Below are 25,905 nucleotides of genomic sequence, written 5' to 3' on the forward strand. Positions count from 1 at the left end.
AACCGATGTTACTCATAAAGGTGATGCAATGATAAACTCTCTGCGTAAAATACCCATTAATCTACGACTAACCAGCTTGGTAACCTTCTTCTCAATAGGACTTTTTTTCGTTGTTTATTTAGCATTAACGGCCAACAAACAATCCCTGCTTGACGAAAAATACAAGCAAACAAAGCACGTGGTCGAAACCGCTACCGGTGTTTTTAGTTACTTTTATGACCTAGAACAATCTGGCCAGCTCAGCCAAGCCGATGCCCAGCGCTATGCCATGGAAACCATCAAAAACACCCGCTACGCAACCTCTGAGTACTTTTGGATTAATGATTATAGCGCCACCGTCATCATGCACTCGATCAACCCCGCCTTAGATGGCAAAGACTTATCGAATCTAGAAGACCCTAATGGCAAGAAGCTGTTTGCAGAATTCGCTAAAGTGGCCAAAGCGCAAAATGCTGGCTTTGTCGATTATTTATGGCCTAAGCCCGGCAATGAAAATCCAGTAGAAAAAATCTCTTACGTGCAAGGATTCAAACCTTGGGGTTGGATTATTGGCTCTGGAATATACCTAGATGACGTCGACGCTCAATTCGAACAGGAAGTCATTCGACTCAGCCTTATTAGCGCGGCTATCGTTTTAATGGCCTTGTTTATTTCATTCTTAATCCTTCGTTCAATTCTCTTTCCCATCAGCCAAATCCAAGGGGCATTAGAAAATATTGCTAACGGTGAAGGCGATTTGTCTACGCGTTTACCTGAGTCTGGGAACGACCAATTAACCAAAATTGCCTCTCATTACAACAGCTTCGTAGCACGTCTTTCCAAAACCCTTACCACCGCTGTGTCCCTCAACAAAGCAGTAGAAGATAAAAGCCAAGAACTCAAAACGGTGGCAGCGCAAACCCAAAGCCTAACCCAACAACGAGAAGGCATGTTTGCTCAAATGGCAGACGCAATAAGAGAAGTAGACAGCTTAAAAAACGAGGTGATCGAAAGCACCCAATCCACCCTCACCTCCGCCCAAAACACCGCAGAGAAAACCAAAATCGGACAAGACTCGATTAAACAAACCGTACAATCACTCGATAAGTTATCCCATGAGCTGGAAATTGGACTAGAAGCCGTCATACAACTGGCCGAACAATCACAAACCATTGGTTCCGTGCTCGATGTCATCAGCGCCATTGCAGAGCAAACGAATTTATTAGCTCTGAATGCGGCTATCGAAGCCGCCCGAGCGGGCGAACAAGGCCGTGGCTTTGCCGTAGTAGCCGATGAAGTTAGAGGGTTAGCAAGCCGTACTCAGTCTTCTACTGATGAAATTCAAACCATGATTAGTAAATTACAAAGCGGCGCAAAAGCAGCAGAAACAAGAATTACAGAAAGCCATCAACAATCCCAAAAAACCACACAAGAAATGGCGCTCACCACACAGTCCCTTCAAGACATAGCCGTATCAGTTGATGACATCAACCAAGCCAGCAACCAAGTCATACAAAGCGTTACGATACAAAGCGACCTAGTACAAAAACTCAGTCATTTAAATGAACAGGTTTCAGAGCTTTCGTCTCAAGCGAGTTTACAAGTTAAACAAACCAACGAAACCAGTGAAATACTGGTCAAAACCACCCATCAAACTCAAGAAGTCATGTCGGTCTTTAAACTCTAACGCTTAAAACCATAGTCATAAAAAAGAACCATAAAAAAAACAGCAAAACCAATCACTCAAAGATTGGTTTTGTCTGTTTGGTTCGAATAGAGTACAGACCTCCCATGCCGTACTTCCAAGCCCTCTCTGAGCGATTTTTTAAGGCCTTTCACCACCAAACTATAAGAATGATCAATCTGGCGTTGAATTTCTCCCAATGGCAAATCTCCCGCCAAAACAACCGAATTCCAATGGCGCTTGTTCATATGGTAAGCCGGAATCACATCCGTAAAAATATCGCGCAGCTCGATGGCATGGTCGGGTGAGCATTTTACATTGAGCAATTGACGACCTTGATACCGAATCAATAAAGCAAACATTTTTCCGTGAACTTTGAAAACCGCCGTATGATCATCAAAGGGATAGTCTTCAACCGCTTCGGGTTTGGACAACAGATATTCTTTTACCACTAAATTATTCACCGAAAACGCCACCTCTAGCCTATTAGAAGCCTTCAATCATGAGCAAACAAACGGCTCACAACAAGCCCTCACCTCACCATAAAACGAAAAAAGCCGCTTACTCAATAATCAGCAAGCGGCTTTTAGCAAGCAACTATCTACAAGCAACTATCTACAAGCAACTATCTAAGTGCTAGGTTCGATTAGCCTTGGTGAGCAAGGTACTCATCGTAGGTGCCTTGGAAATCCACCACTTTTCTGCCTTTGATTTCAATCACTCGATTCGCCAACGACGACACAAACGCCCTATCGTGGCTAACAAAAATCAAAGTACCATCAAAGTCGAGCAAGGCATTGTTTAACGCTTCAATGGCTTCCATGTCCATGTGGTTGGTCGGCTCGTCCATCACTAAGACGTTTAAGTCCATCATCATTAACTTGCCAAACAATAAGCGGTTTTTCTCACCACCAGAACAGACCCGCGCTTTCTTATTGAAGTCGTCTGCGGTAAACAACAAACGGCCCAACATAGCGCGCACTTTTAAATCGTCATGTTTGGCCGTACGCCATTGCGACATCCAATCAAACAAGGTTAATTCGCAGTCGAAATCTTCGGTACTGTCTTGTGGACAATAACCAATGACCGCGTTTTCAGCCCATTTTATCGCGCCATGCTTAGCGTCTAACTCTTTCATCAAACAGCGCAAAAAGGTCGTTTTACCCGCGCCGTTTTCACCAATAATGGCCAACCGTGAACCCGCTTCTAAAATAATATTGCCATCAGAGAAAAGCGGTTCGTCGTAACCATGACCCAGATCTTCTAGGATCAAGGCATGACGGTGAAGCTTTTTGTCTTGTTTAAAGCTTAATGACGGCGTCATACGGCTTGACTGCTTCACTTCAGACAATTCAATTTTTTCTAATTTCTTCGCCCGAGAACTGGCTTGTTTGGCTTTCGAAGCGTTCGCAGAGAATCTATTAACAAAGGCTTGCAAATCGTCCATTTCCGCGCTTTTCTTCGCGTTTTCAGTTAACTGCTGCTCACGGATCAAAGACGAGGCTTCCATGAAATACTCATAGTTACCGGGGTAAATACGCAGCTCACCAAAATCGATATCCGCCATGTGCGTACACACAGAGTTCAAAAAGTGACGGTCATGGGAAATAATAATCATGGTGCATTTGCGCTGATTCAACACACCCGCCAACCAGTTAATGGTATGGATATCCAAGTTGTTAGTCGGTTCGTCCAACAGCAAAATATCAGGATTAGCAAACAAAGCTTGGGCTAACAAAACACGCAGCTTCCAACCTGGCGCTACTTGGCTCATCAGGCCAAAATGAAACGCCTCCTCAATACCCGCTTCTAACAAAATATCGCCCGCGCGGCTTTCCGCACTGTAGCCATCCATTTCAGCGAATTCCGCTTCTAGCTCGCCCGCGCGCATGCCATCTTCTTCACTCATTTCTGGCTTGGAGTAAATGGCATCACGCTCTTGCTTGATTTTCCACAGCGCCACATCGCCCATAATAACGGCATCAACCACCGTGTATTCTTCAAAAGCAAACTGATCTTGGCTCAAGGTACCGACTTTTTCACCCGGCGTAATAGACACATTGCCAGACGTTGGCGTCAGCGCCCCACTGAGAATTTTCATGAAGGTAGACTTGCCACACCCGTTCGCGCCAATCAGGCCATAGCGATTACCGTTACCGAATTTTGCAGAGATGTTTTCAAACAATGGCGTTGCGCCAAATTGCATGGTGATATTAGCCGTGGAGATCAAAGGAAAAAGCCCTAAAACAAAGAGAAAAGAAAAACGTTCATACAGACCACAAAAATAGGGTCAAAAGACAAACACAAAGATGGGCGAATATAGAGACTTAGTCCGCTAAAGTCGAGGATTAAGTGATGTTTTTTTGAACGTTTTACGCCACGCTTTCTTGCGTATTTTTGTCAGAAGAAAGTGGTGCTTCGGTGACAGGTGTTTTTTGAGAATCGTCCGCCGACTTTTGGGAATCGGCCGCCGCGGTCTGCGCGTCGTTTGCGCTAGAGGCCGTCATAAATTGTGCGATGAAGAAACTCAGTATCTCTTTGCTGGCGCCATTAAGCAGGCTCTTGCTGATTTTCTGGGTTATATCAAATTGAGTGCTTGCTCCCAGTACAAAGCTGGCAATCAGCCCTGCTGGGCTAGTCGCTTTATCGACAAGATTATCAATGGCTTTTTCACGAGATAGTTTGGCATGTTTTTCAAATACCTGAGTGCGCAGATAAAGGCGTTCACGCTGTTGATGCATGCGTTTAATGCCAAACATAATTATTCCTCATCGGTTGGGATAATGGCATCCAAAGTACGGGTAAAATCCATGCTTGCTAGTGTTCGTTTTACCCAGTAGAGCAAACCCACTGAGCTCAAAAACGTCACTAACGTGGCGGTTAATAAAATATTAACTAAAGAAAAACCGTAACTCCAGGCTATCGCTGCGCTGCTGGCAATGATCAATAGCCAGGTTGTGAGTAATAAAAAAATCACCCCACACATTAGAGCAAGAAGCTGAGCGCTAGACGCCACCCAAAGTTTGGCTTCTAGCGCGCCAAGCCCTAATACACTCTTCAGCCAACTTTTATGGCTCTCAATAACGCCATCAAGGTCAGATTTTTTTTCTGGTGCATCTGCTTGTTGTTCATGCGCTTGTTGTTCATTCGCTTGTTGCGCATCAGAATAGTGTGGGGATTGCATCTATGTTGTTTCCTATGCTTATTTACGTTTGCATAAGAAACTTGCTGCTAACGCACCCGCCAAAAACGCAATACCAATGGTTTTTACAGGGTGCTCTTTGGCGTATTCACCTACCGCTGAAGAGATCTTTTCAGATTGATTTTTTGCCGTATCCGCGATTTTATGCGCTTGCTCACTAATTTGATGCGCCACTTCTTCAATGCGTTCTTGGCTCTGTTCTTTCATTTGTGCGGCACTGTCGACACCTTTATGGGCGGCTTCTGCCGCGCCATCTACTTTTTCGTGTGCCTTTTCTTGAGTCGTACTTTTCGTCGTTGTCGCCATGATTACTCTCCTTTTTAAAATGACTTTTCTTTTACTGACATGTTTTTACTGACTTTCGCTATTTACCCTACTGGGTTATATTTCGTTGGTCAAATACAAGCCCTAAAACACGACTGGCTTCCTTTTTGTGTGGTTGATCTTTTCGAAACTAGTTTAGTTTTGTGACTAAAAGCTGCTCAACCCTGACACCTTCCAAGTCCAACACTTCAAACTTATAGCCATTATGAACAAAAAAATCAGTGCGTTTGGGCAAGCGTTTTAAACTGTAGGTAATAAAACCGCCTAAGGTTTCATATTGAGTACGGTCTGGAAATTCTTCAATACTCAGGCTGCGCATTACGTCATTGATCGGTGTTAGCCCTTCGATTAACCAAGAGTTAGCGTCGCGCTGTACGATTTGCTCTTCGTCATGAGGCGTTAACAAGCCGCCCATAAAGCCGCCTAATAAGTCTTTTACCGTGACGATGCCGACAATCGTGGCGTATTCGTTAACAATGACCGCAAAGGCTTGCGGCGCCACTCTGAAGGCATTGAGTGCTTCCGAAAGCGTTAAGGTTTCCGGTAAGTAAAACACTTCTTTATCGATTTTTTCGGGCTTAATCTGAGCCGGTTCGCCCTTTAGCACTAAGCGTAAAATTTCTTTCGATTCAATAATGCCTTCGATTTTATCCAAACTACCGTTACAAACCAGAAAGTCATTGTGTGGGTGATCAATAATTTTTTGGCTGATTGCTTCGCTGCTGTCATCAATATCAAAATAAATAATCTGATCTCGTGGTGTCATGGTACTGGAGATATTTCGCGTTTCCAGTTCAAAAACGTTGCCAATCAGTTGATATTCTTGACTTTGCAGGCTGCCATCTTCTGCTCCAGCGTCCATCATGGCAACAATATCTTCCGTCGTTACCACTTCGTCACGATCAATCGGCACATTAAAAATACGCAGAATCGTATTGGTTAAACCATTAAAAAGAAAAACCACCGGCGTTAAAATAAAGGTCACCCAAAGCATAGGCGTAACCATACGAACCGCCACGGCTTCTGGCATGATCATGGCTAAACGTTTTGGCAATAAATCGGCGAATAAAATAAACAACGATGTCAGGCAAAGGAATGAAAACACAAAACTAATTTGATCCAATAACGGCCCCGAATAGAGCAAGTTCACCACTTGCTTGATGTAAGGCGTCAATGCTTGTTCACCGATAATACCGCCCAAAATCGCAATCGCGTTTAGAGCGATTTGAATCATGGCAAAAAACGCACCGGGTTTTTGTTGCAGTTTTATCACCGCTTGGGCTTTTACGTTTCCCTCATCAGCCAGCACGCGCAATTTGACCTTTCTTGCGGCCGCCATGCCAATTTCAGACATAGCAAACAAGGCACCGGCTATAATGAGCAAGCCAATACTTAACATATCATTCATTTTTTTCTCTCTTGTCACCAGAAACGATCAAGGCGTCGCTTAGGTTGAACATTGCAACACCATTTAAACCAGCATTATAGAAGCAAGCGGAACCGATACAACGCTTATTTTCTATACTTTCAGAAGGCGAATAGCCCATACTAAACCGTCGAATGACAACGTAAAATATACCCGTGAATGTTTTGTTAACGTATCTGAGGCTTCCATGATTATCACACTAACCACACCTGCCATGCTGTTTCCTGCGGTTTCGTTATTACTGCTGGCGTACACCAATCGCTTTGTGACGCTGGCGTCGCTTATTCGTCACTTTGACCCCAAACTGGAAGATGAGAATATCAAGGAGCAAATTGCCAATTTGCGCAAACGTATTTATTTAATCCGTCGCATGCAAGAGGCAGGGGTTATTAGCTTTTTTCTTTGTGTTTTGTCGATGATGGCGATTTACCTTAAATATCAAGAAATCGGCAGTTATATCTTTGGCGCTAGTTTGGTTTGCCTTATGTATTCGCTGTATTTATCGGTCCGAGAAATCACTATTTCTTGCGATGCGTTGGAGTTGCATTTGCAATATTTCAGCACCAGTGTGAAACAACAAAATCGCAAAAAATAATCTTAGTCACGCAGCGTTTGCACGTTAAACCCTTTCAGGGAAGACGCAGGTGAATAATGCGAAAAATACTCGGCAAATGGCTCATCGATGACTTTTTTATGCGTCAAGCTCGCATGACGAAGGAATAAAACACCGTCTTTTCGAATCGCAATGCCTTGGTGGGAGACGTTCATATTGGTGCCTATCCATTGCTTTAACGGCCAATCAGGACGCACCATGCTGATAACACTGCCAGAAGGAATACGCGCTAATAAAGCCTGATTCACCTCTCTCGCCTCTCCAACAAACAAGGTTGTCAAGGGAACATAGGGCAAATAAGCGGGCTCAGGGGCAAAACCACGTCCCTCGGCTTGCAACTGACTCAAACGCGTTTGACAGTCATTTGAAGACAGCGCGTCGCAGCGCAGCACATCGCTGCTAAGGTGTTGATACCAAGCCGCTTTGTCTATAATAGTCTTTGCGACCTGAGCCTTTCCCTGTGCGACATCTGGCGTTATATCCAGCAATTTATCTTGGTTATTGTGAAACCAGTCCAAACTGGGAAAGTGATTACGCGATACAAAAGACACTTTTGCGTCTTGGTAACGTAGCGCCATTAAGTTGGCTTCAAATTCGGCAGAAGAAGCCGACATAACCCCCGCCAACAAGGTTTCAACATAAGTGGTACAGTCAAACACATCAAAGCGCATCAGCGGGTCTTTATCGTATTTGCCCCCTGCCCCTTCACCAACACTGCCTCCCGCATACGCCGCACCGAGAAAAACACCACTCAAGGCGGCCATTTTTTCGCCATAGGACGATGCCTCTAACGAACCTCGCGCGACGGAATAATCGTCTAGCGTTTGATAAAAAAGTGCCTTATTCGCGGCATCAGAGGCGTTTACCGGAATCGCTTGCACAAGGGTCGAAGATAAAAAGCAACAAAACAGTGTGCTAACAATGAAGACTCTTTTAATAGCCTGACCCATGCAAACTTCTCCATTACAGGCAATGCCCATTTTAAACATTAAAAATCACTGGTTAAAAATCAAACGTTTTCTATGTTAGTATTCACGGCAGGTTAAAAGCTCTATCGGTTAAAAAAGCAATTATTGGTTAAAAAGGCAATTTCATGCAAATCAACAACACTTCATTCCCCTATGGTCAGCAAGGCTTTCAGCGTAGCCAAGACAAGCTAGATCAGGCCAGTCAAAAAGTCGCCAATGCATCCACACAAACGCTTGCCCAAAATAGCACTCAACCCAACACGCGATACGGCTCACCGATTCAAGACGGCTTAATTGACGCCAAAAGCAGTGAATTAGAAGCAAAAGCCAATGCCAAAGTGATAGAGGCGTCCGATAAAACCATTGGTCGACTTATCGACATCACGGTTTAAATACCAACGTTTAAATACGAACGCTTAGACATGAGAACTTAGAGCGCCATTAATAGTTCACGTACTTGATCGACCGATGTAAAACGCACAATACGCCCAACTTCTTGCCCGTTGTTTAACAAAATCAACGTCGGCCAAAGTTTAACGGCAAACTGCCGCCCTAACCGCTTGCCTTTACCATCAAACACCTTGATATGAGGAAGCGTAGAATAATCCGCCATAACACTCTTAGTTGCGTCCCAAGACGCCTGACAATGGCCGCACCAAGGCGTACCAAATTCCAGAACAGCCATACCTTTTAAGCCATTAATGTCTTCAAGGCTTGGAGCATCTTCAGCGTAGTCTGAGTTGAAACCTATTGTCATTGCTTGCATCACATCACCAAGGCTTTGTTTTAGCCATTATCTAATAACGTTAAATTCTTCTCGGCACTCCTCGGAGCCCATCTCAAATTCTCGGCAAATCCAAGGGCGATGTTCATAAATAGTACAGAGAAATGTATCTCTATCAACCGCAGAACACCAACCATCGTCTAGCCTGAGCATGGTTTCACCACCCCATTCATCCACCGATACATGCCTGTCTGGCACACCGGTGTCACTGATGATCATCACTTCCATACGACAACAGCAAGCCTGACAGCGAGAACAAGTCACATCAGAGTCAGCAATATTTTTAAGGGCAATATTCATAAATAGCAGAGAATTATCGAGAAAAAAGCAATATACACCGGATCCCATTTGGAAGATATTGGTGCAACCAATATTCAACTAATCAGAGCAAATCGATCAACGAACACCCACCCCGCAGGTTGGATACGTTTTGTAGGCCTGATGAGGGAGGTACGGCCGTGATCAGGCGTGTGACGTTGTTTAGCCTACAATGGGTTAATTTATATTATTTTTTGTAGGCCTGATGAGGGAGGCACGACCGTGATCAGGCGTGTGGCGTTGTTTAGCCTACAATGGGTTGATTTGTATTGTTTTTTTGTAGGTCGCGGCTTCAGCCCGACAAGGCGTGATTTGTCGTAATGCGTTTTTTGTCGGCATACTTTTTTCAGGATAAATCGCGACCAACAAGACCGACGAAAGTCGTTTAGCGACAACCTTCCTAGCGGGAATGACAAGGCTGGGGTTTAGTTATTTACGCCGCCAGCGACGAGGAATGAAACCTGAAGAGATTAAACAAACAAAAAAGCCCTCAGTCTAACGAGAGCTTTGTTGTATAAGGCGAGTCGTGTTTAGACCTTAAATTTCACCACCAACTCGTTTAGCTCTATCGCCAATCGAGTCAATTCAGCGGTGCTGGCACTGGCCTGATTCGCGCCGACCGCCGTTTGCGTCGCTAAGTCACTAATGGTAGTGATGTTGCCATCAATTTCTTTGGCGACATTAGACTGCTCCTCAGCCGCGCTGGCAATCACGTGATTACTGTCGCTAATGGCAATAATACGTGCGGTAATTTGTTCCAGTGCTTTAGACGCTTCTGCTGCCACCGTTTGCGCTTGATGGGTTTTTTGACTGGTACTTTCCATGGAAGACACCGCTTCATTGGCTGAAAGCTGCACTTGACGAACCATGGTTTCTATTTCACCGGTAGATTCTTGAGTACGATGCGCAAGATTTCTAACTTCATCCGCGACCACCGCAAACCCTCGACCCGTTTCACCCGCCCGAGCCGCTTCTATCGCCGCATTCAATGCCAGCAAGTTAGTTTGTTCTGCAACCGCGCGAATCACGTCCAAAATCTGCCCAATTGACGCCACTTGCTCAGCCAATTGATTAATGACTTTCGTGCTGTTCGCCATTTCGTCATTCATATCAACAATCACCGCCGTCGTCTCACTGACTCGCGCCTTACCTTCGGCCGCCAGCTTGGCAGAATCAGCCGATGCTTCAGAGGTTTGTTGTGCCGTTTTAGCGACTTCATCCACCGCAGAACTCATTTGTGCGATCGCCGCAGCGGCTTGTTGAATCTCATTATTTTGCAACATCAAGCCATTTGACGAACTTTCCGTTACCGTATTTAGCTCTTCGGCGGCAGACGCCAACTGGCTAGAAGAGTCGCCGATATGAATAATTGCCTCTCGCAAATTACCCTGCATGGCCTTTAAAGCCTGAGTTAAACGTGTTATTTCGTCATTGCCTTCGGGCACAATAGCCTGTGTTAGATCGCCCTTAGCAATCACCTCGGCCGACATAACCGCCGCCAATAGTGGTTTGTTAATACTTTTTGACAGCACCATTGCGATGAGCGCCGCCAACGCCGCTGCCACAACAATAATCGCCACGATAAACGCAACACTTTGACTGTACTTCTCGGCCGAATCCGCACCTGCTACATCGGCTTGTTCTTGGTTAGCCGCGACAAGCGCCCGCAACAGGTCCACCATATCGTCCGCCGCCTCATTCATCTGTGGCACCAAAGCATCAATCGCTGACGTATCCCCTGCCATTGCCAATGCAGCCACCTGACTTTGGAATTGATAATACTGATTTTCTTCTTCTTCGAACTGCTCAAACAAACGCCTTTCACTTTCTAAGGTGATCGTTGCTTCATATTCAGCGCGAGATTGTTCGACAGCTTTTTTAATCTGCTCAAGCGCCGCTAGCGTCTCTTTTTTAGCACTCTCATTAGCATCATTTAACAACCTTAAAGTAAATATCCTCACGCGCATTAAGTTACTATTAACATCCCCCAAACTCTCGATAGCAGGCAAGACATTAGTTTCAATCATTTCAGCATTAGCACGGATGGTTTTCATTGACGAAACCGCCACCCCGCCCAAACAGATGAGTAACACTATCACAAGCAAAAACGCCATGTTCAAGCGAAACTGAATATTGAACTTTCTTAACATCATTACCTCCAAAAATCACACTGACCGTTAACAGGTTTATATAATACTGAATTGCTCTTATCTTGCCCGTATTAGTTATTAACCCTAAAGTCGGCCAACCAAGACTCGAAGTCCATATCAGAAAGGGGCGGCGAGAATAAATATCCTTGAAAAATACGATAACCCATGTTTTTCAATTGAATAAGCTGCTGTTCTGTTTCAATACCTTCTGCAACAGAAGTGACACCTATTTTCCGACTAATAGAAAAAACGGTTTCACTAATTTCTTTAGACATATCACTTGGTAATTCGTTCACAAAAACCCGATCTAACTTTAATTGCGAGACGGGGAATTTTAATAATCGTTTGAAATTCGAATAACCCGTCCCAAAATCATCCAACGAGATGTTGACGCCGACAGAATATAGTTCACAAATAATGGAGATGAATGGGCCCGTTGGTATTATTTTTTTGTTTTCGGTTACTTCGATTACCAAGCTGGAAAAAGGCACATCAAATTCCTCTAATATAGAGTAAATGATCTGTTCTATTTGGGGTAAAGCAAAACTCAGGGGGGAAAAATTAACCGCAATAAGAGGAAGCAAAACGCCTTTTTTCCGCCATATTGCCCATTGCTGACAGGCCTGTCGTAACACATACAAATCTAGCTCAGCAATCAACCCCGCCTCTTCTGCCACGCTGACAAACTCATCGGGGGATACCCAGCCAAACAGATCACTGTGCCACCGAGCCAAAACTTCCACACCGTAAAGGCAACCCTCTAATGTATCGACCTGTGGCTGATAATGCACGCTCAAGCGCTGGTCTTTCAAATCAAAACGAAGGGCATCGACTAGGCGATCATATCGGCTGTGTTCTGTTTCAACGTCGAGAAAGGCATCTTTTTCTTCACGAATAATCAGGCTGTAATACAAGGATCCCAGCAGCGACATTTTTTCGACAAACACCTTAACCTTGTAGGCACCGGTGTGTTTTGGCTGTAACAAAAGGGAAATCGCTTTTCCCGCTATGTGCTTAAATTCACTCACAGCAAAACGTCGTTGATCCGACTCTGACCAAAAACAATCGACAGGGAGCGTCACTTTCTCACCCGAATAGGAGCCCAGCAATGTTTTTTGGGCCTTATAATTACAAGAAACAATCAAATCGTTACTGTCCAACACAATTAAACTATCAATCGTTTCTTGTAAGTCGCCCCAATCACCGCCAGTATTCAACCCCTTTGTTTTCACAAGCTAATCCTTCTACTGCATGCTTCAATCAACACCAAATACCGTTTCTCATTTGCCTTTAAGACAAGCTTCTCATTTGTCTTTAAGACAAAAAGGTTCGTCAATATTGCCCATAAGGCAAATAGTGTCAAGCGAATTGCCTGACAGGTTTTGCCGTATAGGCAAAACTAAACGGATAATCTTGTCATGAGTATTGGCCAAGTTATCAAGATTTTGCGAATTCAGCGCAAAATGACACAAGAACAAATCGCACTGGAAGCTGATATGGCCACCAGCAATGTGTCACGAATTGAAAAAGGCCTAAGACACCCTTCTCAACAAGCCTTACAAAAGCTGGCGAAAGCATTAAACACAAAAGCATCGGTACTGTACGCCGCGAGCGAACAACCTATTTCAGATATCTATGGCTTTCTAGAAAAAGAAAACACAGCAGAAAAGCAAGAAGGGAACATTTATCAGCTTTTGCTAAGCCATGAAGCACAGACTGTTTTGAAGCTGTTCAGTGAACTCACACCAAACAACAAATCACTGCTTTTAGAGCAACTCAAAACACTGCATAAATGGCAAGCCAAGGTGGATGTGTGCGATCTTTTATTAAAAAAGTAACCGTATATTTAAAGAAGTGACGGCTGACGTCAAACGGGTCAACACGCGATCTCAACACCAGCCATAAACAAAGTTCGGCACAGAACCTAAGACCTAAGCACCATAATAAAAAATGGCAAAGTAATGGCTTACCGTGCCTGAGAGGACAAACAAATGCCACACAAAATGGCCATAGCGTAACCTTGAATCGAGTACAAAAAACACCACTCCCAAGGTATAAAGCACACCGCCTAACACTAACAATAGCAAGCCATTCGGCGCCATTAGAGCCACTAACGGTTTAATCGCAATGACAATAAGCCAACCCAATACAACATACAAGGTGGTCGATAAAGCAGGATGCGACGCCTTGCCAAAGGCTTTAAGAGCCACACCAATCAAGGCCAAGGTCCACACCGCGGCGAGCAAAGACCACCCCCAAACGCCCTCCAGAACCCCTAACGTAAAAGGGGTATAAGTCCCGGCAATAAGCAGGTATACCGCCGAGTGATCCAACACACAAAACAAGCGCTTAGTCTTCGGCAGTGTTTCAGGAATCGCGTGATACACCATAGAAGCAAGGTACAACAAAATCATCGTGGCGGAGAAAATACTCACCCCAACGACAAAACCTACCTCAGCATTATTTACCGCACTAACAATTAAAAACGGCGTCCCCACAATAGCAGCAACGAACCCTAAACCATGACTGATACTGTTGGCAATTTCCTCACCTAACGACTGACCACGCTTCGAATCTGCAAGTCGATATTCCATTTTTTATCTCCCCCTAGAATCAAGGTTAAAAGCATGGAACAAACACCCCAATTAAACAACCCGCCCCAAGGGGCGAGGTATCGGTGTGTCATTCACGAACCCACCGTCATTCCCGCGAAGGCGGAGTTTTTCAAGTTAGTTGCCGCTAAACGACTAGCTCGCCTCACACACCATGGGGGCCTGATAATCCAGATTCAACAATTTAAAGTAATTTTCCCCCAAGGCAATATGCCGAAACGCGTTATCATCCAAGTATTTCAGTATTCGGCTGGTCACGTCTAACTCTTGCTGATAGACATTAAAATTATTTCCCCTAAAGGCCACAAAATCCGAGCCGGGTAAAATTCGCTCAGCATAGTGGTTCATAAAATCCACGTACAAAGGCCGATTCCCCCATTGACTAAAGTAAGCGTCTTCTAAAATTCGCCATGAAATATCAATCAGCAAATTCGGGTATTGATCCAACAAACGCGACAAGATGGCAATATGTTCAGCCGCTGGCAGACTTTTTTGCTCGTAAGACAAGCCCATGTGCGCCCAAACAATTTTATTATCAGGATACAGGGCTAACGCTTGCTCCATTAGAGGCAAATACAAGGTAGGAGACTGATCATTCCCCAAGTCTGAGTGGATGGTAATGGGGTAATTTCGAGCCTTTAACTCCGCCATAAACCCAGCCCATTTGGTAATGTCTTTGGGGCTAGCGGCTTTATGACGATTATTGAATTGGGCCTGTTTTACCAAATTCACTTCCCCCATCCAATGGAACAAACCGGGGTACTCCTTTTCATAAAGCTTCATCAGCTCAACCGTCGGTTCAGGGTCTGATAAATCAGTAAAGGTCATTGATAAGGTAAGGTGAAGATCATCCGGTTTGTATTCCAACATATTGGCCGCGTTGACAAAATCATTGCGCACCGTAGGCGCTACCGGCGTACCAGGGCACTTTAAATAGTTAGAACAACGAGAATTCGCCGGCAGCATTTGTCCAATCCCATAAACATTGGCAAAGCGCACACTGGTCTGCGACAAATAGTCATTCACTTCATTAAACGGGATCGCCCTGCCGTCAAAAGGTCGGTAATGTAAATGCGTGTCGACCACAGCGGTATAAGGCTCTGTCTCTCGATCGTAACAAGCCGCCCCGCCTTTAAAAGAATCTAACGAACGCAGGGCCGGCGGATTATCAGAAAAAACACAACCACTCACCAACAAAGAAGCCAACACAGCAAAAGGCACACAACAACGCATCACAAACATTTCCATTGACCCACATAATGAAAGAGTAAACACAAAGACATTACAAAACATCCCTGCCCATGTGTAAACCACTATTCAATATCGTTTTTAAGGGGTTAAACGTCTTGACCTATGACCTATATCTAAGGTTTATACTGAAAGGCTCTTTATAGAAGACAAATCAACAGGAGGAAACCAAGATGTACCAAATTGGCGAACTGGCAAAAGCCTGCGGCATCAACAACGACACATTACGCTTTTACGAAAAAAACGCCTTACTGACGCCATCGCACCGTTCAGAATCAGGCTATCGTCTTTACTCAGAAAAAGACAAAGACATTTTGCAATTTATTCTACGCGCTAAACACGTCGGCTTCACCCTTGCTGAAATCCGCGAACTGCTTTCCATTGAAATCGACAAAGCCAACAACGCCTGTGCCGATGTCAAAACCTTAGTAGACAGAAAATTGTTTGACGTCGAAAACAAACTCGCCGAATTGATTCGCTTTCAAACCTCACTCAAACGCCTGTCTAACGCGTGTTGCGGCGGCGCAGAAAGCGCCGAACACTGCACCATACTCGAAGCGCTGGAATCGGATACGGACAATGTTCGTCATGAGCACAATCATCATGTGTACGATCATTACAAATAATACACGAGAACGGATTAACCCTTGCGTGAGCCAACCGCAGATTCTAGTGCTCGTCGTATATTACGTGCCAGTTCTAAACGTGTGTAGGGTTTGGTCAATAGCAGATTGTGGGTACCAAACTGGGTATCATGGGCAAAGGCATTGCTGCTATAACCCGATGTATAGAGTACTTTCATCGCTGGACAAATGCTCCTTACTTCGTCCGCTAGTTCACGGCCATTTTTTCCACCAGGCATGATGATATCGGTGAACAAAAGGTCAATCTTCGTATTCTCTTGAAATATTTCTAAGGCTGCATGAGCGTTTTCGGCGCTAATCACTCGATAACCCAGCAAGCCGAGTTGCGTTTTTGCAAACTCACGAACCAGATCGTTATCTTCCACCAGCAAAATAGTTTCGTTCCCCCCAACAGGCAGTGCCATTGCGCTATCCTGACTGGCGGCATCACGCTTCTGCTCATCGTCGGCGGCCCGTGGTAAAAACAGTTTCACCACGGTGCCATGACCCACTTCAGAATAAATACTCACGTGTCCTTTTGATTGCTTCACAAAGCCAATCACCATAGACAAACCCAGCCCTGTACCATGCCCCACTCCTTTGGTGGTAAAAAAAGGCTCAAAGACGCGTGACAAGTGCTCTGGCGCTATACCAATGCCACTGTCTGACACACAAATCATAATATAATGACCCGCTGTCACGTCGACATTATTATTCGCATAGTTTTCATCTAAATAGGCATGCGCCGCAGACACCGCTATTCGACCACCATTTGGCAGCGCATCACGGGCGTTTAAACATAAGTTTAAAATAACGTTTTCAAGTTGAGAAACATCCACCACCGCCAGCAAATTAGAGCCTTCGCAACTAGAGTCAATCTCAATATTTTCGCCTAATGTTCTGGTCAGCAAGGTGTTAAGCTCAGTAAGCATTTTTTCAATATCTACGACACTGGGCGTTAAGGATTGACGACGGGCAAAAGCCAATAAGCGTTGCGTCAAATCCGCACCACGCTCAGAGGCTTTAAAAATCATATTTGCCAGCATACGCTGTTCAGAATGCTGTGGAAGTTGTTCTGTGAGCAACTCGGCATTGCCCAAAATAATCGTCAGTAAATTATTAAAGTCGTGAGCCATACCGCCGGTTAGTTGGCCTATGATATCGGACTTTTGGGCTTGACGAGCAAGCTCTTCGGCCCGCAGCCAATCGGTAATATCCTTACCAATAGCAAAAAGCTTTTTCTGTTCTTCAACCCAAACTGCAGACCATAATATGTGCACAACATGGCCGTCTTTGTGTAGGTAACGGTTTTCAAAATCGGCAATGGGCGTTCCACCCAACACCCCTGAAAAAATTTGCACAGAATCCTCAACGTCTTCTTTAACCAGAAACTCCGCATAGTGTCTGGTCTGCATCTCCGCTGGCTCATAGCCCAAAATATTCGCACTTTTATTGTTGATACTGACAAAATGACCCGAGTGATCAAAGACACAAATCAGGTCTTTCGAGTTTTCAATAATCGCGCTGTTTTTTTCCAGCGTCTCGCGCAGCTGAATTTCGATCAGCTTAGAGTGTGTATTGTCATGCCCTTCGACAAAAATACCGATCACCTGACCGCTTTCATCACGAATCGGTTGGTAGATAAAACTCAAGTAGCGGGTTTCACGGAGGTCTGGCTCAATGTCTAATACAATGGGGACATCTTCCCCAATAAAGGGCTCGCCAGAAGCATAAACTTGGTCAAGTAACTCATAAAACCCTTGCCCCTCAAGTTCAGGCAATGCCGCACGCAAACTTAACCCCAAAATATTACGGCCCCCCACCAGCTGGGTATAAGCATCATTGGCAATATTAAAAACATGTTCTGGCCCATACAAAACCGCAATAAAGCCTGGCGCTTGTTTAAACAAGCCCATTAACCTTTCCTGTTCCAATTTAAGCGCGTCGGTTGCTTTTTTCTGCGCGGTAACATCGGTGCAAATAACCAATATTCCACCCACGCCATTCGGAGCAAATTCATCGTCAATTGGGCTGCTACTGTAAGTCCACCAACTGTTCTCCACTTTTCCGTGACGCGTAATAGGCATCAGCTTCTGTTCGTTCCAAATGGCGCCCTGCCCCGCCATAACCAACGCCACTTCCGGTTCTATAATGTGCCAAATTTCACCCCACACATCCCGGCCTTTTGCCCCTAATGCTTTGGGATGCAGTTCCGGCCCCATAGTGGCTCGATAGGCGTCGTTATAAAAGCAGATCAAACTCTCACCCCAAAAAACAAAAATAGGGTGATTGGTATTCAGCATTAGGCGAATGGTCGTACGCAAACTCTGCGGCCAACATTCGAACACGCCGACAGGGGTAAGCGACCAGTCATAATCCCGAATCAACTGCCCCATCTCCCCGCCACCCGCGATAAAAGCGCTATGCTGATCGGTTTGTGACGCCGTTTTCACCGGAACGGAAGAAGGGGAATTACCGGCTTTTTCATGCATTTTTTTCATCATCCTGCACGTCTTTATCCAATACTCGTCGTACTTTTGTCGCCAGTTCTAAACGAGTATAAGGTTTGCTTAACAACGCCACGCCGGGGTCTAAGCGTCCATGGTGAATAATGGCATTTTCACTGTAACCCGAGGTAAACAACACCTTTAGTAAGGGGTAAGCCACTCGCGCTTGATCCGCTAACTCTCGGCCATTCATGCCGCCTGGCATAATAATATCAGTGAGCAACAAGTCGATATCATCGTGTGCTTTCAGTGCTTCTAGCGCGTCCGGTCCTGATATCACCGCCGTTACGCGATAACCCAACAAATGCAGCTGGTTTTCAAGATGCTGTAAGACTAAATCGTCGTCTTCAGCGATCAAAATATGCTCATTGCCTCCCAGTAATGGCGTTTTTGTTTTGGCAGGAACCACTAAACGCGGGGCCGACTTCGCTTTTGGAAAATACAGTTTAACGGACGTGCCTTCGCCAATTTCAGAATAAATATTGACATGCCCGCCGGACTGTTTGGTAAAGCCAAACACCATGCTCAACCCCAGCCCACTGCCTTTCCCAACGTCTTTGGTGGTGAAGAATGGTTCAAAGGCGCGATGCACTGTCTCGTTGCCCATACCAACACCGGTATCAGACACACAGATCATCACATATTCGCCCGGCACCACTTCAGGGTGATGGGACGCATAATGACGATCTAATACCGTATTAGCCGTTTCAATGGTGAGTTTTCCACCGTACTGCATGGCATCGCGGGCGTTAACCACCAAATTTAACAGAGCCGTGTCCAGCTCTCCGGCGTCAATTTCAGTGATGCCCAACTGTGGATCAGGCACAAATTCCAGTTCAATATTTTCTGATAAAGTACGCCGAATTAACGGTTTCATTGAGGTGACTTGATGGTTCAAATCGGTCGGTTTTGGGTCTAAAGGTTGACGGCGCGCAAACGCCAATAAGCGGCTGGTTAATTCCGCGCCTCGCCGAGCGGCAGAAACGGTCATTTCCGCCATCGCTCGCTGCTCCGGATCGACTATCTGATCCGCCAGCATTTCCGAGTTGCCCATGATCACCGTCAGCAAGTTGTTAAAATCATGCGCCACGCCACCCGTTAAGTGTCCGACGGCTTCCAGCTTTTGAGACTCACGCAAGCGCTGCTCCATTTCCATGCGCTCAGTAATATCGCGCTCTACAGACACTAAATGAGTGCAATGACCATCATTGTCTATCAATGGCACAATTTCCATTTCGAGCCAATATTCCTTGCCGGACTTGGTGTAGTTAATCAGCTGAGCACGCACAGATTGCCGCTGTTGCAGCGCCTCTTTAATACGCTGCAACTCTTGACGGTCCGTTTTGGGCCCTTGTAACAATCTTGGACTTTTGCCAATTACCTCGGCGGACGAATAACCTGTTACCGCCTCAAAAGCGTCATTCACATAAAGAATTCTGGGGCCCGGCTCGTTTAATGGTTCTGCTTCCGTAATAATAATGATGTCATTGAGCCTCGACACCGCGGTATTCAGCAGCAGCAAGCGTTCCCGCTTTTCACGCTGCTCGGTGATGTCTGAGAAATAAATGGTTAATCCATCAGGCGAGGGGTAAATATGCACTTCGAGCCATTTATCCGCGGGAGAATAAAATTCCTCAAAATGCAGTTTGCTCTGGGTTTGGGCCGCTTTTCGATACTGCATCGCAAAAGCACTCTGGTAGCCTATACCACACTTTTCCCAAATAACATTGCCGAGTAGTTCCTCTATGGAGCTGCCAAGCGCTTCTGCGGCTTTATGGTTCAGATAGGTAAAGCGAAAATCGTGATCTAGGGTAAAAAAAGCATCGGTGATACTTTCGACCGTATGGCGAAATTGCATCGCCAAGCGCTCAGATTCTTCGCGAAAACGCAGCAAATCATCAATATCACTGGAAGACCCAATCCAGCGCTGAATCTGCCCATTGTCATCGCGTTGTGGAATGGCTTGTGTTTGATGCCAAATATATTCTCCATCGTGTCGCTGAATACGAAAATCTACATGGTATAGCTCACCCGTTTGTACAGAACGCTGCCAGGTCGCCAGAGTGTTTTCGATATCGTCCGGGTGAATCAAAGCAAGCCAGTCAGCCAAAATAGTCTCACGGCTTTTGCCGGCAAAATCAGCCAAACTGCGGCTAGTGTAATCCACCACACCACTGGGATCCGCCAACCAGACCTGTATCGGCATGGCATCAATAAAGTTTTCTAGTGTCTGGCGCTGGGCTTGTTCTAGCTTGCTAATTTCCACATTTTGCTGGGCTAAAACACGCAATTTTCGACAATAAGCATAGCTTAATAACAGAATAGCCACTGACAGTAAGCGGTTGCTGATAATATAAAACTCAGGCAAGTCAGTCGCATTGGGGGCACTAAAATAGCCGACGATCACTCCGACGACCGCCAGCGCCAAGACCGCCTTATGAAACCCGTCTCCGACCCGCGCCCGTAGCACTGCAAAAATCACTACAGGGAGATACAGAATGCCGTGAGCAAAACCAAGCGGGGTGATTAAGTCCGTATAAAAAACACCGACTAACAGCCCCAAGATAATGATATTTTGCCCTAAGCGGTCAAAAATACGCCCCGTAAAATGATTCACACCACCACTCCTGCCATCCATTATCAATCACTATCAGTCAAAAATTACCAGCCACTAACTGCCAATCAAAAATTACCAGCCACTAACTGCCAATCACTATAGCCGACGATCGCGCCGTTTCAACCGCACAACCCAGCGTCATTGTCGTGGTAGGCGCTAACGCAACACTGGCAAATAATACGTTCACCGGCATGGCTAATGCTTCACTCTGCTGTATAAGGCATTGCGCAATGGCCGCTTGCAAATGCTGCGACACCTGTGCCGATTCCCCTACCCGCAGGATGACAATCTCGGCGCCTCGATAGCGACCAATTAAGTCGCTCACGCCTGTCGCGGCAATGACGACATCGACCAAACGCTGCAAAAAACGGTCACCCACGTCGCGCCCTAGCTGTCGATTTATTTGCCCAAGATCATCTAAAACAAGGTAGAACAGCGTCACCTCTTGAGCCAGCTCAGTCGCAAGGGCTTGTGTCTGGTTAGCGCGCAGCAAAAAGCGTTTTTTATCCACCAATTCTGGAATCGGGCCATGTACTGGCACCAACATCTCTGCCAGTTCAAGCTCTACCATTTTGGATAATTGTTTCATGGTGTGAATGTCGCTATCAGAAAGCGATCTTATATGACGATCCAACACACACAGCGCGCCTATCTTGTCGCCATTGGGCAAACACAGCGGATGACCGGCATAAAAACGTATATGCTCCTCTCCTTGCACCAAATTAAGCGCCTGGAAGCGATCATCCAAGGTCGCATCTTGAACCACCAAAATGTCATCGTAACCAATCGTGTAGGTACAAAAAGACTCGCTTCTGGGTAGATCGGTAATGGATACCCCGACTTTAGATTTAAACCACTCTCTGTCATGATCCAGCACCGTCACCAACGCAATCGGCACCGACAATAAACGTGCCGCCAGTTCAGTAAGGCGATCAATATTGCGATCAGGCGCAGAACCAAACAAGGTGGAGTGATTCACCGACACCAACCGAGACTGTTCACGCGTCGATTCTCGTCGCTCAAACCAAGGAATAACCGCTTCGGCTGGCATCGGCTTAGCTATGTGGTAGCCTTGCGCCAAATCACAGCCAAGCTCTTTTAAGAAGTCTAATGTGGTTGCGTCTTCCACTCCTTCAGCGGTGGACAGCATGTTAAGACTACGCCCCAGATCAATAATTGAACGCACCACCGCGCTAGACACGGCCGAATTTCGATTCGCCATGACAAACGACTTGTCGATTTTAATTTCCGAAAACGGCAACTGCACTAACTGCACCATAGACGAATAGCCTGTACCAAAATCGTCAATGGCTAAGTGAAAGCCTTTTATACGCAATCGCGTCAAGGTGTCCAGCGCGGTCACAAATTCACTGGTTGCGCTGGTTTCTGTTAGCTCTAATATCAAGCGATTACGTTCTATTTTCCATTCGTCACACTGTTCAACAATCCAGTTTAATAGCGCTTGGTTATTGAGACTTTTGGCAGAAATATTCAATGAAAGCGTGGTCGAACGCATCGTCGTCAAGCCAGCAACCGGAACATACTGTGACACACTGGCAAACCACGCCAAAGACTGCTCGACAATCAGCCGAGTAAGATCGTCAATCAAGCCATGCTCTTCGGCCATGGCGATAAAGGTTTCGGGTGAGACCCAGTGCCCATGCCACTGCCACCTTGCTAACACTTCAAACCCGGACAAGGTGCCAGTACGGCAAAAAATTTTTGGTTGGTAAGCCACGCTAATTTGCTTCGTGTCTATCGCGTTTTTTAAGTCTGCTAAGCTAGGCTCGTTAGCACGGCTTTGCGGCACGAGCAAGGCATTGCTCGTCGAGGTACCGGCTTGTTCCAGTAGCGCCCTAAGAGCATGAGTAGAGAAGGGTTTCGCCAGTACCCCAAGGGTGTTTAAACCATGTTCGCTGGCAGAAAGTCGAGCCGCATCGAGCACGCGCTCCCCCATGCCGCTGGTGATGATTAAATCGGTAGAATAACCTTGCTCCGCCAGCTTGGCGATAACCTCTAAGCCATCCATCTCTGGCATCAATAAATCTAACGCCACGACGGATGGACACCAGTCGCGCATCAACACAAAAAACTCACTGATTGAAACCGTGTACTTACACTCTAAGCCTACATACTCACCCATTCTACGGATGGTATCGGCTATCATGGCGTCATCATCCAGTATCAGCAATTTAAGCCGAGCATTATTGTGCATCATATTGTGTCCTGTATATGCGATTCTTAACCAGTAATGTAGAGGTCTAATATAACAGTCTAATGTAACAGTCTGATCGCCCGTTACGCTGTGAAATGTTAACTAGTATAGAGCTAAACTGCGAATAAAAATCAAACGTCAGCAAATAAGCACTGCGTTGCTGTTTTTACTTACTTTGCTGGTTTTACTTAAACGCGAACTCAACTCTCAAGGACGACACTTCTACACCACTATATCCATCTTAATGGCTTGATTTCAACAAAAACGTTACCAAGGAATATCATTAGGAAACACTGACAAAAAAGCACCCACCACGCGTTTATACGTGATGGGTGCTTTTATCGTTAACTACTTACAGTTTGAACTTCATGACCAGCTTGTTTAAGTTCTCCGCTAGTCCGGCAAGCTCGTTGCTGGAGGCGCTGGTTTGATTTGCTCCTGCAGCGGTTTGCATAGACAAATCACGAATATCAAGCAAGTTTTTGTCCACTTCTCTGGCGACCATGGCTTGCTGCTCTGCGGCGCTGGCGATGGTTAGGTTCTGATCATTAATTTGGCTAATCAGCTTGGTAATTTCAATAAATGTCGCACCCGCCTCATTGGCCACGCTCAGCGTAGCAACGGCACGCTGATTGCTGCTTTGCATGTTACTCACCGTGCGGCTGGTTTGGTCTTGTACCGACTGAATCAACTGCTCGATTTCCAGAGTCGATGACTGAGTACGGTGCGCTAGCGCTCTTACCTCGTCGGCCACCACCGCAAATCCGCGTCCGGTTTCTCCTGCTCGGGCGGCTTCGATGGCCGCGTTTAACGCCAGTAAGTTCGTCTGATCCGCAATACCACGAATAACGTCCAACACCGAGCCGATATTTTTGACACTGGCGGCCAAGGTTGAAACATGTTGCACCGATTGTTCGATTTCTGTGGCCAACAACTCAATGGTTTTGATTGTTTCATTGACTTTCATTTGACCTAATTGAGTTTTTTCGTCCGCTTCTTCTGCGTTTTCACTGGTTGAGTTGGCGCTACGCGCCACTTCTTCAATTGCCGTAGTCAATTCCGTTACCGCCGTGGCGGCCTGTTCTAGTTGACCACTTTGCTGGGTGACCACTTGAGTCGATTGATTAGTCACCACGCTCAACTCTTCAGAGGTACTGGCAAGCTGGCTGGAGGAGTCGCCAATCAGGGAAATCGTGTTGTGCAGCTGTGTCTTCATCGCCTCCAAAGTATTCAGCATCTCAGCGGCTTCGTCTTTATGGGGATCTTTGAAAGACACCGTCAAGTCGCCGTTGGCGATACTTTTCGCCATGTCGACGGCTTGTCTAATCGGCAACAGTAAACTTCTGCTATAGAAAATCGCGATCAACACCAACAGCACTATGGTGATAGCAGAAATGGCTATCAGTGCATGACGAGAGTCTAAGTAGGCTTCAGTGGCGTCAATATTAGTGTCTTCCGCTCTGGTTAGCTGATAAGCCGACAGCTTGTTTAATTCTTCTAATAAAGCATCCACTACAGGAACAACGGTATCACGACGATAGTTCACCGCGGCCCGATTATCGACACCTTCAGCCCCAATCAAACGGTACAGTTCCGGCAAGCGTTCCAAAAAGGTTTGATGCGATGTTTTGACATTGGCGAAAATGGCTTTTGCATTATCGCTTCTTGCCAATGACGCCATAATGCCACTGTTTTTCTGATACACTTTATTCACTACATTAATACGATTGACTATATCTTGAACGTCTTTTGACGTCTCAGCATCGGACAAATCACCCACCAACACCCTAACTTGCAAGACATCTCTGCGTAATTGCGCAGCGGTGTTTAAAGCGGGCATTCTATGCTTAGTAAGCACTTCAGTTACATCGTTGAGCGCATCAAGCTGATAGACAGAAAAGCCTCCCATAAACAAGGTAATGACCCCTAATACACCAAATGCCAGTGCAGAACGCATCCCTAACTTAATATTTCGAATCATACCCTGTCCCTTTTAAAAATTGCGCTTTAAAAACAATGAAAGAAAACTACATAAATATAATAGAGTACAAATTATGAAAAAAATATGCTCAGTTGAAATATTCAATCAAATAACAGTGACGGCACAAAAATAAGAATAGTGATGAGAAATACAGGCGATTACTGCTGAAATCTAGGCTGTGCTGCTTTTGCAGTACGCTTATTACTCAGATAGACCATCGCAATAGCCCCAACTAACAACAAGATCGCAAGGTATCGATTGCCGTCTAATGGAATAATATTATTCTCTAGCCAGCCAAAATGGTCGATGATCAAGCTCATGATAAGTTGACCTGAAATAGTACAGACGGTGGCGGCCGCAATGCCGATTTTAGGCACGGCAAACACCACGATCAACATGTACATCACACCAAACAAGGCTCCGCTAAGTTGCCACTTAGGCGCACTAAAAAGCGTTACGTCATGGCTTGGTTCAAAAAAGAAAAACAACAAGAACGAGACAGCAAAGCCAATCACAAACGTCAGCCAAGCACTGGCAATGACGCCAACACTATGACCAAGACGGCCATTAATAGAAGATTGTACCGACAAGGCCACGCCACCTAATATCAACATAAAAACTGCAAAAAACACGGTCATATAACGATTCCTAATT

General features: G+C 45.6%; 23 protein-coding genes. 5 read left to right on the forward strand and 18 right to left on the reverse strand.

What is annotated here, in order from left to right; genetic code table 11:
• The first annotated feature begins 28 nt into the window (after positions 1-28).
• Positions 29-1,666, forward strand: a complete 1,638-nt coding sequence (locus J8N69_RS03065) for a methyl-accepting chemotaxis protein (protein ID WP_168822781.1) — start codon at positions 29-31, stop codon at positions 1,664-1,666.
• A 56-nt stretch (positions 1,667-1,722) separates the two neighbouring features.
• Here J8N69_RS03065 and J8N69_RS03070 read toward each other — a convergent pair whose 3' ends face one another.
• The 6 genes from J8N69_RS03070 to J8N69_RS03095 all read right to left on the reverse strand — a co-directional run bounded on the left by J8N69_RS03070 (position 1,723) and on the right by J8N69_RS03095 (position 6,597).
• Positions 1,723-2,127, reverse strand: coding sequence for an MmcQ/YjbR family DNA-binding protein (locus J8N69_RS03070; protein WP_168822779.1), 405 nt, complete (start codon positions 2,125-2,127; stop codon positions 1,723-1,725).
• 182 nt (positions 2,128-2,309) lie between these two features.
• Positions 2,310-3,893 carry an ABC-F family ATPase gene (locus tag J8N69_RS03075; RefSeq protein ID WP_168822777.1) on the reverse strand — a complete coding sequence of 528 codons (1,584 nt, stop codon included), beginning with the start codon at positions 3,891-3,893 and terminating at the stop codon, positions 2,310-2,312.
• Between the two features lie 142 nt (positions 3,894-4,035).
• On the reverse strand, positions 4,036-4,422 hold the full coding sequence (locus tag J8N69_RS03080) for a hypothetical protein (protein WP_168822775.1): 387 nt from the start codon (positions 4,420-4,422) through the stop codon (positions 4,036-4,038).
• Positions 4,423-4,424: 2 nt separating this feature from the next.
• Positions 4,425-4,847 carry a hypothetical protein gene (locus J8N69_RS03085; protein ID WP_168822772.1) on the reverse strand — a complete coding sequence of 141 codons (423 nt, stop codon included), beginning with the start codon at positions 4,845-4,847 and terminating at the stop codon, positions 4,425-4,427.
• A gap of 18 nt (positions 4,848-4,865) precedes the next feature.
• Positions 4,866-5,171 carry a DUF883 C-terminal domain-containing protein gene (locus J8N69_RS03090; protein WP_168822770.1) on the reverse strand — a complete coding sequence of 102 codons (306 nt, stop codon included), beginning with the start codon at positions 5,169-5,171 and terminating at the stop codon, positions 4,866-4,868.
• Positions 5,172-5,319: 148 nt separating this feature from the next.
• The gene (locus J8N69_RS03095; protein ID WP_168822768.1) at positions 5,320-6,597 is read right to left on the reverse strand and encodes a hemolysin family protein; all 1,278 of its coding nucleotides are present in this window, start codon (positions 6,595-6,597) and stop codon (positions 5,320-5,322) included.
• A gap of 205 nt (positions 6,598-6,802) precedes the next feature.
• Here J8N69_RS03095 and J8N69_RS03100 point away from each other — a divergent pair, with 205 nt between their 5' ends.
• On the forward strand, positions 6,803-7,210 hold the full coding sequence (locus J8N69_RS03100; RefSeq protein WP_168822767.1) for a DUF2721 domain-containing protein: 408 nt from the start codon (positions 6,803-6,805) through the stop codon (positions 7,208-7,210).
• A gap of 2 nt (positions 7,211-7,212) precedes the next feature.
• Here J8N69_RS03100 and J8N69_RS03105 read toward each other — a convergent pair whose 3' ends face one another.
• Entirely contained in the window at positions 7,213-8,178 is a 966-nt protein-coding gene (locus J8N69_RS03105) for an N-acetylmuramoyl-L-alanine amidase-like domain-containing protein (protein WP_168822764.1), read from the reverse strand.
• A 143-nt stretch (positions 8,179-8,321) separates the two neighbouring features.
• Between J8N69_RS03105 and J8N69_RS03110 the strand changes: the two genes are divergently transcribed.
• Complete coding sequence (locus J8N69_RS03110) at positions 8,322-8,588, forward strand: hypothetical protein (protein ID WP_168822763.1); 267 nt, start codon at positions 8,322-8,324, stop codon at positions 8,586-8,588.
• Between the two features lie 38 nt (positions 8,589-8,626).
• Here the strand turns inward: J8N69_RS03110 and J8N69_RS03115 are convergent, their stop codons facing one another.
• The 4 genes from J8N69_RS03115 to J8N69_RS03130 all read right to left on the reverse strand — a co-directional run bounded on the left by J8N69_RS03115 (position 8,627) and on the right by J8N69_RS03130 (position 12,680).
• Positions 8,627-8,962 carry a thioredoxin family protein gene (locus J8N69_RS03115; protein ID WP_168822747.1) on the reverse strand — a complete coding sequence of 112 codons (336 nt, stop codon included), beginning with the start codon at positions 8,960-8,962 and terminating at the stop codon, positions 8,627-8,629.
• 27 nt (positions 8,963-8,989) lie between these two features.
• Positions 8,990-9,280 carry a YkgJ family cysteine cluster protein gene (locus J8N69_RS03120; protein WP_168822746.1) on the reverse strand — a complete coding sequence of 97 codons (291 nt, stop codon included), beginning with the start codon at positions 9,278-9,280 and terminating at the stop codon, positions 8,990-8,992.
• 548 nt (positions 9,281-9,828) lie between these two features.
• The gene (locus J8N69_RS03125) at positions 9,829-11,451 is read right to left on the reverse strand and encodes a methyl-accepting chemotaxis protein (protein ID WP_227803960.1); all 1,623 of its coding nucleotides are present in this window, start codon (positions 11,449-11,451) and stop codon (positions 9,829-9,831) included.
• Positions 11,452-11,519: 68 nt separating this feature from the next.
• A complete protein-coding gene (locus tag J8N69_RS03130; RefSeq protein WP_168822744.1) occupies positions 11,520-12,680 on the reverse strand; it encodes an EAL domain-containing protein in 1,161 nt (386 codons plus the stop codon).
• A 186-nt stretch (positions 12,681-12,866) separates the two neighbouring features.
• On the opposite strand from J8N69_RS03130, the gene J8N69_RS03135 reads away from it, so the two are divergent.
• The gene (locus J8N69_RS03135) at positions 12,867-13,286 is read left to right on the forward strand and encodes a helix-turn-helix domain-containing protein (RefSeq protein ID WP_168822743.1); all 420 of its coding nucleotides are present in this window, start codon (positions 12,867-12,869) and stop codon (positions 13,284-13,286) included.
• A 93-nt stretch (positions 13,287-13,379) separates the two neighbouring features.
• Here the strand turns inward: J8N69_RS03135 and trhA are convergent, their stop codons facing one another.
• Positions 13,380-14,042: a PAQR family membrane homeostasis protein TrhA gene (gene trhA / locus J8N69_RS03140; RefSeq protein WP_168822742.1), complete on the reverse strand. Its 663-nt coding sequence runs from the start codon at positions 14,040-14,042 to the stop codon at positions 13,380-13,382.
• Positions 14,043-14,195: 153 nt separating this feature from the next.
• Complete coding sequence (locus J8N69_RS03145; protein ID WP_227803961.1) at positions 14,196-15,308, reverse strand: amidohydrolase family protein; 1,113 nt, start codon at positions 15,306-15,308, stop codon at positions 14,196-14,198.
• Positions 15,309-15,481: 173 nt separating this feature from the next.
• On the opposite strand from J8N69_RS03145, the gene zntR reads away from it, so the two are divergent.
• Positions 15,482-15,934, forward strand: a complete 453-nt coding sequence (gene zntR, locus J8N69_RS03150; protein ID WP_168822740.1) for a Zn(2+)-responsive transcriptional regulator — start codon at positions 15,482-15,484, stop codon at positions 15,932-15,934.
• 14 nt (positions 15,935-15,948) lie between these two features.
• Here zntR and J8N69_RS03155 read toward each other — a convergent pair whose 3' ends face one another.
• From J8N69_RS03155 to J8N69_RS03175, 5 genes are all read right to left on the reverse strand, one after another.
• Positions 15,949-18,435: a PAS domain-containing protein gene (locus J8N69_RS03155; RefSeq protein ID WP_168822738.1), complete on the reverse strand. Its 2,487-nt coding sequence runs from the start codon at positions 18,433-18,435 to the stop codon at positions 15,949-15,951.
• Entirely contained in the window at positions 18,416-21,055 is a 2,640-nt protein-coding gene (locus tag J8N69_RS03160; RefSeq protein ID WP_168822736.1) for a hybrid sensor histidine kinase/response regulator, read from the reverse strand. Before J8N69_RS03160 ends, J8N69_RS03155 begins: the two co-directional genes overlap by 20 nt.
• Positions 21,056-21,137: 82 nt before the next feature.
• A complete protein-coding gene (locus tag J8N69_RS03165; RefSeq protein WP_168822734.1) occupies positions 21,138-23,273 on the reverse strand; it encodes an EAL domain-containing protein in 2,136 nt (711 codons plus the stop codon).
• Between the two features lie 349 nt (positions 23,274-23,622).
• Positions 23,623-25,251 (reverse strand): methyl-accepting chemotaxis protein, encoded by a 1,629-nt coding sequence (locus J8N69_RS03170; RefSeq protein WP_168822732.1) that lies wholly within the window; start codon positions 25,249-25,251, stop codon positions 23,623-23,625.
• A gap of 158 nt (positions 25,252-25,409) precedes the next feature.
• Positions 25,410-25,889 (reverse strand): DMT family transporter, encoded by a 480-nt coding sequence (locus J8N69_RS03175; RefSeq protein WP_168822730.1) that lies wholly within the window; start codon positions 25,887-25,889, stop codon positions 25,410-25,412.
• Between the last annotated feature and the right edge of the window lie 16 nt (positions 25,890-25,905).

Source organism: Marinomonas profundi, from assembly GCF_020694005.1.
In the GTDB taxonomy this organism is placed as follows: domain Bacteria; phylum Pseudomonadota; class Gammaproteobacteria; order Pseudomonadales; family Marinomonadaceae; genus Marinomonas; species Marinomonas profundi.